Here is a 13,276-nt window from a genome sequence, read left to right on the forward strand (position 1 = left end):
AAGGAGCCGCGCCCGTGAAGAGCGAAGCAGCCCTGCCGACGAGCGAAGCGGCCCTGCCGACGGGCGCGGCCGCGCCGTCCCGTCTCGAAACCCGCGACGTGCGTCTCGGCTACGACGGCCGCGAGATCGTGCCGGGGCTCAGCGTGTCGATACCGACCGGACGTTTCACGGTCATCGTGGGGCCGAACGCGTGCGGCAAGTCGACGCTGCTGCGGGCGATGGCGCGGCTGCTGCCGCCGCTCTCCGGGGCCGTGCTGCTCGACGGGAAGTCGGTGCAGGAGATGCCGACGCGCGAGGTCGCCTCGGTGCTCGGCATCCTGCCGCAGTCGCCGGTGGCGCCCGAGGGCATCACCGTCGCCGACCTCGTCGGGCGCGGCCGCTACCCGCACCAGGGCTTCTTCCGGCGCTGGACCGACGAGGACGACACCGCCGTCGCGGAGGCGCTGCTCTCGACCGACGTGCTCGACCTCGCCGACCGCCCCGTCGACGAGCTGTCGGGCGGGCAGCGGCAGCGCGTGTGGATCGCGATGGCGCTCGCGCAGCGCACCGAACTGCTGCTCCTGGACGAGCCGACGACGTACCTCGACCTGAGCCATCAACTCGACGTGCTCGACCTGCTCACCGACCTGAACAGGGAACGGGGCGTGACGATGGTCGCCGTGCTCCATGAGCTGAACCTCGCCTGCCGCTACGCCGATCACCTCATCGCGATGGCGGACGGGCGGGTCGTCGCCGAGGGGGCGCCCGGGGACGTGGTGACGGAGGAACTGGTGACCGAGACCTTCGGGATGCGGTGCTCGGTGATCGACGACCCGGCGTCGGGGACGCCGATGGTGGTGCCGCTCGGACGGCACCACGTGGGCGGGCGGCACCACCTGGGCGGGCGGTCCTGAACGCCGCGTCCCGCGCTGGTGTGACGTATGCGACGGCTGTGGGCGGCCCCTCCCGTACAGCAGTCCGGTAAGGGCAGGCTAACCTCATGGGTATGAACGATTCCGCCTCCTCCGCTCCCTCCCGGCGCCGCCGTCGCACCCGTACGGTCGCGCTGCTCTCCGCCGGTGTCGCGGCGCTCCTCGTGACCGCCACCGCCTGCGGTTCCGACGACGACAGCTCCGGCAAGGACGCGGGCAGCGGCTCCGGTTCGGGGGCGAAGGACTCGGCGGCGTCGGGCGCCGCGTTCCCCGCGAAGGTCGCGACGAAGTTCGGCACGGTCACGATCGACAAGAAGCCGCAGCGCGTCGTGGCGCTCGGCTGGGGCGACGCGGAGACCGCGCTCGCGCTCGGCGCGCAGCCGGTCGGGGCGAGCGACTGGCTGCCGTTCGGCGGCGAGGGCGTGGGCCCGTGGGCGAAGGGCATGTACGAGAAGAAGCCCGAGCTGATCGGCACCCTGGAGCCCGAGTACGAGAAGATCGCGGCGCTCAAGCCGGACCTGATCCTCGACACCAAGTCCAGCGGCGACAAGACGCGTTACGAGACGCTGAGCAAGATCGCGCCGACGGTGGACGTGCCCAAGGGCGGCGACGCGTACCTCACGTCGTGGAAGCAGCAGACGCTCATGATCGCCCAGGCGCTCGGCGTGCCGGACAAGGGCGAGAAGCTGATCTCCGACACGAACGACAAGTTCGCCGCCGCCGCGAAGGCGCACCCGGAGTTCAAGGGCAAGACCATCACGGTCGGCGCGCTCTCCTCGGACGGCTACGGCGCCTACATCAACGGCGACGGCCGCGTGGACTTCGCCACGAACCTCGGCTTCACGAACAACCCGGAGGTCGAGGCGAAGAAGAAGGACTCCTTCTTCATCCCCGTCTCGAAGGAGAACCTGGACCTCCTCGACTCCGACCTCACCGTCATGACGGGCATCGGCGTCCCCGAGTCGAAGATCTCGAACGACCCGCTGTACAAGGCCGTTCCTTCCGTCAAGGCGGGCCACTCGCTGATCCTCGACGAGAACTCCAGCAAGGCGTTCTCGACGGGCTCGGTCCTGTCGATCCAGTACGCGATCGACCACGTGGTGCCGCAGTTCGCGAAGGCGCTGAAGTAGCGGGCGTTTCCCCGCGGATGCGTGGGCCCGTCCCCGGGATGATGTGCGGGGGCGGGCCCTTCGCGTCGTGGGCCCCGCGCGCGCCCTTCACGCGGGCCCCGCGCGCCGCCCCCAGGACCGGAGGAGAGCACCTGTGAAGATCCACCTCACGAGCGTCTTCGTCGACGACCAGGCGAAGGCCGAGCGCTTCTACACGGAGGTGCTCGGCTTCGTGAAGAAGCACGACGTCCCGCTGGGCGGCGAGGACCGCTGGCTCACCGTCGTCGCCCCCGAGGACCCGGAGGGCACGGAGCTGCTGCTGGAGCCCGCGGGCCACCCGGCCGTACGGCCCTACCGCGAGGCGCTCGTACGGGACGGCATCCCCCTCGCCCAGTTCGCCGTCGGCGACGTGGCGGCCGAGTACGCGCGCCTGACCGCCCTCGGCGTGCGCTTCGCCCGCGAGCCCCTGACGACGGGGCCGGTCACCACCGCGATCTTCGACGACACCTGCGGCAACCTGATCCAGATCGCGACGCAGGCGGGGTAGCGGGAGCGGCCGGGCGGCGGCCCGGGGGCGCCGGTGAGGGACGTACCGCACCACCCGGCGCAACCCGCCCAAAGCGCCCCGCACTTCGGGTGGCGACCCCTGCGGTGGGCACTTACCGGCCGTTAGGCTCTGCCCCGTACGCGCGCTGTGCCCCGTACCGCACACGCGCTGCGCCCCGTACCGCAGTTCCGCACCGGTCGCCCGGGAAGGCTTTCATGGCACGTAGTTCCGCTCGGTCCGCGAGCCCGATGCCCGTACCGCCGCGCCCACGGCGGACGTTCGGGGACGTGATGAAGGCGCTGCTCGCCGTCGTCGCGCTGCTCGTGCTCGTCCTCGGGGTGCCGTTCGGGCTCATCCAGGTGGGGCGGCCGGTGCCGGACGGGCCGCCGGGCGAGTGGCTCAGCTCCGCCATCGACGCCGAGACGCTCATACGCATCCTCATGCTCGTCGTGTGGATCGCCTGGGCGCAGTTCACCGCCTGCGTGCTCGTCGAGGTGAAGGCCGCGGTCTCGGGCGTGGGACTGCCCGCGCGCGTACCCGGCGCGGGCCCGAGCCAGCTGCTCGCCCGCCAGCTCGTCGCCGCCGTCCTCCTCCTGGGTGCCACGGCGGCCGGCTTCACGCCCGGCATCGGCGGATTCGGTCAGCAGGCCCCCGATACGCACCGGCCCACCGTCGCCGCCGCTCAGCAGACCCCCGGTGGCCTCGTCGGCGGCCGGCCGCAGGCCGCGGCCGACGGCGTCGCGCGCCAGGCCGAGCAGCTCGCGCAGCAGGCCGACACCGGCCAGGCCCACCAGCAGAGCACGAAGTTCTACCGCATCCAGCCCCCCGAGGGCCGCCACCACGACTCGCTCTGGGAGATCGCGCAGCGCCACCTCGACGACGGCCGCCGCTACAAGGAGATCTACGCGCTCAACAAGGACCGCGTACAGCCCGACGGCTCCCGGCTGTCCGAGGCGAGTCTCATCAGGCCCGGCTGGATCATGGAGATGCCCGCCGACGCACATGGCGGCGAACTCGTCGAAACCCCCGGTCAGAACCCGGAGTTGAGCAAGGGGCAGCAGCAGGAACTCGACGCGTACGCGAAGGGCTCGCAGGGTGCGGCGCGGGAGCGGCAGAGCCCGGCGGCGCGCGACGGCGACACCACGACCGGGCACTTCACCGTCCCCGCCCACCACGAGCACGCGGCGGCCGAAGAGGCCGCGCCCGGCGGCGGGACCGCGCCCCCTCCCGCCGCCTTCGCCCCCTCCTCGCACACCCCGGGCCTCCCCGAGGCTCTCCTGGGCGCCCCGCTGCTCGCCGCCGGTGTCCTCGCCGCGCTCGGGCGCCGCCGCCGGGCCGCGCTCTGGCAGGCGGCGACGGCCGTCGCAGGCCGCCGCAGGGGCATGGAGCTGCCCACGCCGAGCGGCGACGAGGCCGACGTGCAGGACGCCCTCCTCGCGGGCGCCGACCCCGGCGCCGTCCGCTTCCTCGACCGGGCGCTGCGCTCCCTCGCCCGCGCCCTCGCCGCCGAGGGCCGCCCGCTGCCCCTCGTCTACGCGGCCTGGCTCGGCGACGAGGAACTCCACCTCCAGCTCGCCGAACCCGCGGGCGCGCCGCCCGCCCCCTGGGTCCACGGCGACGACGAGACGTTCTGGCGCCTCGAAGGCCGCGCACTCGCGGACGCGGTGGGGGAGGCGGCCGGTACCGGCCCCGCCGCTTCGGGCCCCCTCCCTTCGGGTCCCGCCGCCTCGGGTCCCGCCGACGAGGAGCCCCAGGCCGCCCCGTACCCCGGCCTCGTGAGCCTCGGCACGCACGACGGTGCGCGCCTGCTCCTCAACCTGGAGGCCGTCCCCGGTCTCGTCTCGCTCTCGGGCGCGCCCGCCGACCGGCAGGCCGTGCTCTCCTCGGTCGCCGCCGAACTCGCCACCAACGGCTGGTCGGACCGGATGACCGTGACCCTCGTCGGCTTCGGCGCCGACCTCGTCCCGCTCGCCCCCTCGCGGCTGCGCCCGCTCGACGACATCGCCGCGCTCCTGGACGTCATGGAGGCCGAGACCGCGAGCCGCCGCGCCGGGCTCGGCGCCGCGGGCGCCGACTCCGTCCTCACGGGCCGTACGGGACCCGCCCACGGCGCCGGCTGGGCCGCCCATCTGGTCCTCCTCGCCGCCGAACCCGACGCGGGCCAGGCCGCGCGGCTCACCGAACTCGCCGCCGACGCCGCCCGCCTGGGCATCGGCTACCTCATCGGCACCGACAACCGGGCACTCCCCGGGGCCGCTTGGGAGCTGGAGGTCACCCCGGAGGGCCGTCTCCTCGCACCCCTCCTCGGTCTCGAACTCGAAGCACAGCTCCTCCCCGCCCCCCAGCACGCCGCCGTCGCACGCCTCTTCGCGGCAGCGGACGCCTTCGGCGGCGGGGGCGACGACGACCCGGCGGGCCCCGCCGTCGCGCACCGCCCGCCCTTCCTCGTCGACATCAGCGAACAGGGTCGCCCCTCGGTGTACGCGCGCCTGGTGGGCCGGTACGAACTCATGGGCCTGGACGCACCCGACGACGAGCGCGGCCCGCTCCTGCGCGAGGCACTCGCGCTGCTCCTCCTGCACCGCGAAGGCGTCCACCCGCGCGTCCTCGCCTCGGCGCTGTGGCCGCGCGGCGTCGGCGACGACGTGCGCGAGGCGACCGTCGCGCGGCTGCGCGACTGGCTCGGCACGGGCGAGGACGGCGCCCCGCGCCTGCGCGAGGACGCCACCGGCCGCCTCGTGCTCGACGCCTCCGTCGTCTCCGACCTCGACGTGCTGCGCTCCCTCTACCACGAGGCGACGAGCGGCCGGGGCGCCGACGACCGCGCGGTGCGCGGCCGCCTCCTCACCGACGCGCTCGGCCTCGTACGGGGCCCGCTCCTCGCCGAACGCCCCGCAGGCCGCTACGGCTGGCTCGCCCACGAGATCGTCGACGCCCAACTCCCGCTTCTCGTTGCCGACATAGGACTCGCCCTCGCCGCCTTCCACCTCGAACGCGACCGCGCCCCGCAGGCGGCCGAAGCCCTGGAACGCGCCCTCGTGAGCGCGGGCACGGACGAACGCCTGTGGAACGAACTCCTGCGCGCCGTCCACGCGACGGGCGACGAACCCCGGCTGCGCGCCCTGGCCGCCGAGTTCGCGAACCGCTCGGGTGCGAGGGGCCTGCCTCCCCGCACGGCGGCCCTGCTCGACGAACTGCTGCCGGGGGCGGGCACCTCGGGCGGGGCGGGGACGGCGTGAGCGGTGCGGTGAGGGGCGCGTCGAGCGGTGCCTTGCGGGATGTGGTGGGGAGCGGTGCCGTGCGGGGTGCGGGGAGCGGTGCCGTGCGGGGTGCGGTGAGGGCGCGGGGTGCGGTGAGGGCGCGGGGCACGCGCGCGGGTGCGTGCGGGGCGGGTCCCGTATGACCTCCGCCGCCGAACTCGCCTCCTCGGCCCCGTTCCTGGCGCTGTGCGCGGCCGGGTGGGGCGCGCTCGCAGGCGTGTTCCTGCCGCGCGCGGCGCACCGCTTCGCCGTCCCGGCGGGCGAGCCGTGGAGCACGGTGTGCACGGAGGGCGACCCGGTACGCGGGTGGGTGGGCGTCCGCGCCTGTGCGGCGGGGCACGGCCCCTCCCCGTACCCGTACGCGCTCGGCACCGCGCTCGTGTGCGCGCTGCTCGCGGCGGCGACGGGCCCCCGCCCCGAACTGCTCGTGTGGCTCCTGCTCGCGCCCCCCGGCGTCCTCCTCTTCCGCACCGACCTGCGCGTCCAGCGCCTCCCCGACCCCCTCACGCTCACGACGGCCCCGCTCGCCGCCGCCCTCCTCGGCCTCGCCGCCCTCCACCCCGAGCACGCGGGAAGCTGGCCGCGCGCCCTGCTCGGCGCGGTGGTCCTCGCCGGCGCCTTCTTCGTCCTCTTCCTGATCAGCCCCTCGGGCCTCGGCTTCGGCGACGTGAAACTCGCCCTCGTCCTCGGCCTCGCCCTCACCTGGTACGGCTGGGGCGCCCTCTTCCTGGGCGTCTTCGCCGGTTTCCTCCTCGCCGCCCTGTACGGCCTCACCCTCATCGCCCTCCGCCGCGCCACCCGCCGCACGGCGATCCCCTTCGGCCCGGCCCTCCTCGCGGGGACGTACCTCGGACTGCTGGCGGGAGCCTTCGGAGCGGGATGACGAGCGGGGTGACACGAGCGGGATGACGAGGCCGAGTACCGCGTGTGACCGGGGCGCCGCCTTCCGGGAGGTGTCCGGCGACACGGCGTGCGATGTCGTCGGCACCGCCCCGGCGGTCGTTCTCGGGGTGGCCGACGCGCTCGCGCGCGTGACTCCCGCCGTTCCGGCCGCTCAGCCGCCCGTTTGTGCCCTCTTGAGGCTATGAGCGACGCCACAGCTGCCAGGATTCCCGGGCCCGTAAAATATGTTCCGGACGGGTTAGAAAGGCTGGGTGATCGGCATGGCGGGCAGGGGAAGGCCGCGCGAGTTCGATCTGGATGAGGCGCTGGACGCGGCGGTCGACGTGTTCTGGCGCCAGGGCTACGAAGGCACGACCCTCCATGACCTGACCACGGCGATGGGCATCAGCCGTCCCAGTCTCTACGCCGCGTTCGGCGACCGGGAGTCGACCTTCAGACAAGCCGTGCGGCGCTATTCCGAGGTCGACATGCACTACGTCGAGGACTCGCTCGCCCAGCCGACCGCCTTCGGCGTCGCGGCCCACTTCCTGCGGCACAACGTGCGGGCGATAACCAACCCCGCCCGCCCGCCGGGTTGCCTGTCCATCCAGGGTGGTGTCTCCGGCTCACGGACGGACCAGCATGTCGTCGACTTCCTCAGCTCCAGCCGTGCCGCGGTCGAGGCGCGGTTCGCCGAGCGCTTCCGGCGAGCGGTCGCCGAGGGCGACCTGCCGGAGGACGAGAGCCCTGCCGATCTGGCGAAGTACCTCAATGTGGTCACCAGCGGGCTCGCCGTCCAGGCGGCCGCGGGAACCTCTCGTGCCGCACTCTCCCGCGTCGCCGATCGCGCGCTGTCCGCCTTCCCCCGCGGCGCCGGTTCGGCCTGAGCCGCCCGACGCGAGAGGGGCCGGCGCCCAAGGCCGCCGGCCCCACCCGGTGCGCCGCTCAGGCGAGGTAGCCGCCGTCGACCGTGAGCACCGATCCCGTGATGTAGGAGGCCCGGGGGCTCGCGAGAGCGGTGACGCCGTAGGCGACCTCGTCGGGCCTGCCGTAGCGGCCGAGCGCGGAGGTCGCCGCGTTCGCCTCCGCCCAGGGCGCGTCCGAGGGGTTCATGTCAGTGTCGATGTGGCCGCACTGCACGACGTTCACCGTGATCCCACGCGGCGCGAGGTCTCGCGCCAGGCCCTTGCTGAAGCCGACAACGGCGGCCTTCGTGCCCGCGTAGTCGGTCATCGTGCTCGCGCCGACCCGTGTCGAGACGCCGGAGCCGAGGCTGATGATCCGGCCGCCCTCGGGCATGTGGGGCAGTGCGGCCCGAATGGCGGCGACCACGTTGATGTAGTTGATCGACAGCTGCCGCTCGAATGCCTCCAGGTCCTCGCCCTCCGCGCCGACGGCGCCCCAGTAGAGCACGCCCGCGTTGTTCACGAGGACGTCGATCCTGCCGAACTCCGCGACGACATCCGCGATGAGGCCGGTCGCCTCCTCCGTCTTCGACTGGTCGGCCTTGAACGCCTTCGCGCGGACCCCCGTGGCCCGGAGTTCGGCGACGACCTTCTCCGCCGCCTCCGAGGAGCTGGAGTAGCTGATCGCCACGTCCGCCCCCTCATCCGCCAGCGCCCGCGCGATCGCCGCGCCGATCCCGCGGCCGGCCCCGGTCACGAGCGCGATCTTCCCTGCCAGTTGCTTCGTCATCCCTGAGGTTCCTTCCGGGCCGCTGACCACGGCCATTTCTGTACGGCAAGGTATAGAACTTCGGTCGTTCGGATTCTATTCCGTCGGGGATAAAAAAGCGTGCGCCCGCATCCCGGCCCCGTCCCGCGGAAGGCGATCCCCGGGCCGTGCGTCCGGCGCCGGGCGCGACGCCGGTCGGGGTGAGGGGTGAGCGGGTGTCGCCGCCCTGGGGGCGGGCCCCGCCCTGTCGCTCGTCGCCCGGGTGCTCGTGCTCGTCATGCGGGCTGTCTTCGGCGAGGGTGCTTCGGCCTGCCGCTCGGCGCCCGGATCGGCGTGGTCGGCGACCGGCGGCGGTGTTCGCCGTGGTGCCGGGCTCGCGCTCGTCGCGCGGCTCGTGCGCCTGTCGGCGCTGTCGCCCTGCGTCGCCCGGTCCGGTACGCGCTGGTGCTCGTGCCGGACCGCGGCACTCCGCCACGTCCGCGCCCCCCTCTCCGCGTGCCCTCGCCTGTGGTGATCGGGTGCGTCTGTGCCGATCGGGCGCGTCGGTGATTGGCGTGTCGAGGAGGGGGTGGGACCCCCCTCCGGCGCCGTGGCCTGAAGGCGCTCGCACCGCCCCTCGCGGCGCCGGTGCGCACCGGGCCCGGGCATGTCCCGCCGCCACGCGGCCGGGGGGCGCCCGCCGGGCGGGAGTGGTCACCGATATATGCAGGCAAGGCTGTACAGCTCAGGCTGTACGAGTTACGGTAAGTGGCATGTCCATCGATTCTGTGGGGCGTGCTGATTCCGTCGCAGGGGGGAGTGGTGGGGCGGCCGTGCCTCCCTCGGACGCCGCCGTGCGGGCTTCCCGGGATGTGCGGGCGGTCATCAGCCGGTTGCGGCGGCGGATTCTGGGGGCCTCCGAGGCGGAGGACCTCACGCTCGGGCAGTCCACCGTGCTCGCGCGGCTCGCTCGCGAGACCGAGTCGCCCGCTACCGCGGGCGGGGTCACGACCAGCGTGCTCGCCGCCGCCGAAGGCGTCCGGCACCAGTCGATGACCGCGACCGTCGGCGTCCTCGCCGCGCGCGGGCTCGTCGTGCGCACGCCGGACCCCGAGGACGGCCGCCGGCTGCTCATCACGCTCACGCCCGAGGGCCACCGCCGCGTCCGCGAGGGGCGCCAGGCCCGTACCGAATGGCTCGCCGCGCGGCTCCAGGCCGAGTGCAGCGAGGAGGAACTGCGGTCGGTGATCGCCGCGATGTCCGTACTGGAGCGGCTGACCCATGACTGAGCAGGAGACGGGCACCGGCACGCGCGAGCGCGCGCCCGAGGAGCAACCGCCGCGCTTCGACCGGCGGTTGCTGCCGCCGATGATGCTCGGCTCCGTCCTCAACCCGATCAACTCGACGATCATCTCGGTCGCCCTCGTCCCCATCGGCGACGCGCTCGGCGCACCGCCCTCGCAGACCGCGTGGCTCGTCTCCGCGCTCTACCTCGCGACCTCGCTCGGGCAGCCCGTCGTCGGGCGGCTCATCGACATCTTCGGGCCCCGCAGGCTCTTCCTCATCAGCACGACGATCGTCGGGCTCGCCGGAATCCTCGGCACCCTGGCACCCGGCCTCGGCGTCCTCGTCGCGGCCCGCGTGCTGCTCGGTTTCGGCACCTGCGGCGGTTACCCGGCGGCGATGGCGCTCGTACGCAGCGAGGCGAAGCGGACGGGGCGCGACAGCCCGGGCGGCGTGCTCACCGCGCTCGCCGTCGCCAACCAGACCATCGCCGTCGTCGGCCCGCTCCTCGGCGGCCTGCTCATCGGCCTGGGCGGCTGGCGCGCGACCTTCGCGCTCAACATCCCGCTCGCCGTCGCCGCCGTGCTGCTCGGCTGGTGGCGGTTGCCCAAGTCGGCGGGCACGGGCGGGAGTCCGCAGCGCGGGCGGGTCGCCGCACAGCTCGACCTGCCCGGCATGGCGCTCTTCGCCGCGACCCTCACCTCGCTGCTCCTCTTCCTCATGAACCTGCACCTGCGGGACTGGTACCTCGTCGTCATCACGGCGGCTGCCGGATGCGGCTTCGCGATACGGGAGTTGCGCGCCACCACGCCCTTCATCGACCTGCGCGTGCTCGGCGGCAACACGCCGCTCCTCGCCACGTACGGGCGCGCGCTCGTCGCCTACGTCGTCGCGTACGCCTTCCTCTACGGCTTCAGCCAGTGGACCGAGGAGGGGTACGGGCTCTCGCCGTTCCACGCGGGGCTCGTACAGATCCCCATGTTCCTGCTCGCCATCGGCGTCTCGATCTCGTCCGGGCGGCGAAAGGGCGTACGGAGCAAGCTCCTTGTCGGCGCGCTCGGGCAGATCGCCGCCTGCCTGATCCTCCTCACGCTCTCCGGTTCCAGCCCGCTGTGGACCCTGCTCCTCGTCGCCGTCGTCTTCGGTGTCCCCCAGGGCCTCAACAACCTCGCCCTCCAGAACTCCGTCTACTTCCAGTCCGATCCGGAGCGCACCGCCTCCTCCGCGGGACTCCTGCGCACCTTCGCCTACATCGGCTCGATGGTCGCCTCCTCGGCGAGCGCCGCCTCCTTCGGGGAGCGTGCCGACACCGGCGGGATGCACGCACTGGCGTGGGTCATGCTCGGCGCGGGCGCGGTGTTCCTGCTCATGACGCTCCTCGACCGCTCGCTGGGCCGGGTCGGGAGGAGCCGGTAACGCCCGCCTCCCGCCTCCCCCCTCCCGCCTCCCCCCTCCCCCCCCTCCCGCCTCCCGCCTCCCCAACTCCCCTGCTACCTCAGCGAATCGCACGACAGTGAAAGGCGCCGCCCCGTGTCCCGTTCCGCCCTGCTCCTCATGGACTTCCAGAACGCCCACGCCGGCCGCGTGGACCCGCACGTCCTCGCCCAGGCCGCCACGGCTCTGAAGACCGCGCGGGAGAAGGGAGTCGTCGTCATCCACGCGGCACTTCTCCTGCGCGAGGGGCACGTTGACGTGCACCCGGGCAACAAGGCGTTCGGCGCGCTCCCGCACGACCGCTTCGTGCCGGGCGACCCCGACGCCGAGATCCACCCGGACGTCGCCCCCGCGCCCGGCGAGATCGTCCTCCACAAGAATCGCGTCAGTGCCTTCGCCGGGACCAATCTCGACCAGATCCTGCGCGCCCAGGGCATCGGACACCTCGCGCTCGCGGGCATCGCGACCAGCGGCATCGTGCTGTCGACCGCGCTTCAGGCGATCGACCTGGACTACACGTTCACCGCCCTGTCGGACGCGTGCGCCGACCCGGACCCGCAGCTCCACGAGGTGCTGCTGAGGAACCTGCTGGCGAAGCGGGGCGCCGTCGCGACGGTGGGGGAGTGGACGGCGGGGCTCTGACGCGAGGAGAACGGGTACGGACGGTGGCTCCGGTACGGCCCGGGGGCTCCGGCCCCCGTCCGGCCCGTCCCGGGGCCCAACCCGTCAGGCTGCCCCCGTGCCGGGCCGCCCCTGTGCCGGGCTGTCCCCGTGCCGGGCCGCCCCCGTCCCGGCCTCGCCTATTTCTCCGCCGCCTCCAGCCGGATGGCCCGTACCGCAAGGCCCAGCTCCGCCACCGCTTGCGGCGCGTGCAGAGACTTGCCCGTCAGCGCCTCGACCTTCCGCAGCCGGTACCGCACCGTGTTCGGGTGGCAGTACAGGAGCCGTCCCGCCTCGGCGGCCGAGCCGCCCGCGGCGAACCACGTCTCCAGCGTGTCGATGAGCCGGTCCCGCTCGGTGACGCCCAGCGCGAGCACCGGCCCGAGGACCAGCCGGGCCACCCGGCCCGCCTCCTCGGGCGCGGCCGCGGCGACGACCGTCAGCGGGTTGTCGTCGAAGCGTGCGACTCCCTCGCGGGTCAGGCCGCGCAGCGCGAGGCGCGCGAAGTAGAGGGCGCGCGGGGTCTCGCGCAGCGAGTCGTACGGAGGGCTCACACCGATCCGCGCGGGCGCGACCCGCCGCAGCGCCTCCCCGAGCGCCTGCACGGCCCCCGTGCCCGGCACCCCCACCACCCCGATCTGCTCGTCGGGCAGCAACCGCCACGCCGAGCGCAGCCCGGCTGACAGCAATGCCGCCTCGATCCCTGGCAGTGCCTCGCGCCCTGGCAGTGTGCCGCCACCCACCGCGCGCGCGACTGCCACGACGAAGGGCCCGTCGAGCGCGAGTCCCAGCGCCCGCGCCCCCTCGCGCAGCCCCGAGCGCTCCGCGAGCACCCCCGTGAACAACGCCTCGACGAGCGCCGAGCGTTCACGTTCGCGTGCCAGCAGCCGGTCGGCCGTCGCCGCGCGGTGCGCCTCGGCCGCGGCGTCCGCGTACAGCCCCGCGAGCTGCCACAGCGTGGCGGACAGTGTCACGAGGTCGTCGGCGGAGACCTCGTCGCGGTGGGCGGCCTCGCGGACGAGCCGGTGCCACAGCGACTCGAAGCCGATGCGGAAGGCGCGCGTCATGTCCGCGACCGAGACGCCCTGCGCCGCGCGCTCGCGGCCCGTGGCCGCGGCGGCGGAGACGTCCGGCACGGACTCGCCCGCGAGGAAGCCGAGTACCTGCCGGGCGTTGCCGAGCGTCGAGGCGTGCAGCGCGGCGCGTGGGACGGGCTCCTCGGCGCGGTACGCCTCCGCCTCGGCCCGGATGCTCTCGTCGAGCTTGTCGGCCAGCTCCTCCTCGCGTGCGAGGAGCGTGCGCGCGAGCGGGATCGTGCCGGGCGGCGGCGTCAGGGGCGGCGGGGCGAAGGGCGCGGCGGGCATGCGACGCACGGTAACCCCGCAGGTCGTCCCGGTGCGGGGCGCTGTGGCGTTGTTCACGGGAACAACGTGAGACGCCTCGCATTGTGGTGGGCGACATGGCTCCGTACGCGGCGCGGGGCGCACGATGGCCGGTGGCGCCCGGCATCGTGGCCGGGCGGCCCGGAGGTCCTCG

At 74.1% G+C, this 13,276-nt stretch carries 11 protein-coding genes; 9 read left to right on the top strand and 2 right to left on the bottom strand.

The annotated features are described in order from the left end of the window. Window positions 1-32 precede the first annotated feature (32 nt). From ACQYWQ_RS18140 to ACQYWQ_RS18165, 6 genes are all read left to right on the top strand, one after another. Window positions 33-893: an ABC transporter ATP-binding protein gene (locus ACQYWQ_RS18140; protein ID WP_431039245.1), complete on the top strand. Its 861-nt coding sequence runs from the start codon at window positions 33-35 to the stop codon at window positions 891-893. 92 nt (window positions 894-985) lie between these two features. Next, complete coding sequence (locus tag ACQYWQ_RS18145; protein WP_431035859.1) at window positions 986-2,041, top strand: iron-siderophore ABC transporter substrate-binding protein; 1,056 nt, start codon at window positions 986-988, stop codon at window positions 2,039-2,041. 133 nt (window positions 2,042-2,174) lie between these two features. Then, complete coding sequence (locus ACQYWQ_RS18150) at window positions 2,175-2,567, top strand: VOC family protein (protein ID WP_431035860.1); 393 nt, start codon at window positions 2,175-2,177, stop codon at window positions 2,565-2,567. A 215-nt stretch (window positions 2,568-2,782) separates the two neighbouring features. After that, window positions 2,783-5,806 (top strand): BTAD domain-containing putative transcriptional regulator, encoded by a 3,024-nt coding sequence (locus ACQYWQ_RS18155; protein ID WP_431035862.1) that lies wholly within the window; start codon window positions 2,783-2,785, stop codon window positions 5,804-5,806. Window positions 5,807-5,966: 160 nt separating this feature from the next. Continuing rightward, complete coding sequence (locus ACQYWQ_RS18160) at window positions 5,967-6,710, top strand: prepilin peptidase (RefSeq protein ID WP_431035863.1); 744 nt, start codon at window positions 5,967-5,969, stop codon at window positions 6,708-6,710. Between the two features lie 280 nt (window positions 6,711-6,990). Further along, complete coding sequence (locus tag ACQYWQ_RS18165; protein WP_431039246.1) at window positions 6,991-7,596, top strand: TetR/AcrR family transcriptional regulator; 606 nt, start codon at window positions 6,991-6,993, stop codon at window positions 7,594-7,596. 58 nt (window positions 7,597-7,654) lie between these two features. On the opposite strand, the gene ACQYWQ_RS18170 is transcribed toward ACQYWQ_RS18165, so the two are convergent. After that, entirely contained in the window at window positions 7,655-8,404 is a 750-nt protein-coding gene (locus ACQYWQ_RS18170) for an SDR family NAD(P)-dependent oxidoreductase (protein ID WP_431035865.1), read from the bottom strand. A 731-nt stretch (window positions 8,405-9,135) separates the two neighbouring features. Here ACQYWQ_RS18170 and ACQYWQ_RS18175 point away from each other — a divergent pair. From ACQYWQ_RS18175 to ACQYWQ_RS18185, 3 genes are all read left to right on the top strand, one after another. Continuing rightward, on the top strand, window positions 9,136-9,651 hold the full coding sequence (locus ACQYWQ_RS18175; RefSeq protein ID WP_431035866.1) for a MarR family winged helix-turn-helix transcriptional regulator: 516 nt from the start codon (window positions 9,136-9,138) through the stop codon (window positions 9,649-9,651). Then, window positions 9,644-11,062, top strand: a complete 1,419-nt coding sequence (locus ACQYWQ_RS18180) for an MFS transporter (protein ID WP_431035867.1) — start codon at window positions 9,644-9,646, stop codon at window positions 11,060-11,062. The genes ACQYWQ_RS18175 and ACQYWQ_RS18180 overlap by 8 nt, the downstream gene beginning before the upstream one ends. A 114-nt stretch (window positions 11,063-11,176) precedes the next feature. Beyond that, a complete protein-coding gene (locus ACQYWQ_RS18185) occupies window positions 11,177-11,722 on the top strand; it encodes a cysteine hydrolase family protein (protein ID WP_431035868.1) in 546 nt (181 codons plus the stop codon). Window positions 11,723-11,880: 158 nt separating this feature from the next. Here ACQYWQ_RS18185 and ACQYWQ_RS18190 read toward each other — a convergent pair whose 3' ends face one another. Then, a complete protein-coding gene (locus ACQYWQ_RS18190; protein WP_431035870.1) occupies window positions 11,881-13,104 on the bottom strand; it encodes a PucR family transcriptional regulator in 1,224 nt (407 codons plus the stop codon). Window positions 13,105-13,276 lie beyond the last annotated feature (172 nt).

The organism is Streptomyces sp. P6-2-1 (assembly GCF_050613165.1).
Lineage (GTDB): Bacteria > Actinomycetota > Actinomycetes > Streptomycetales > Streptomycetaceae > Streptomyces.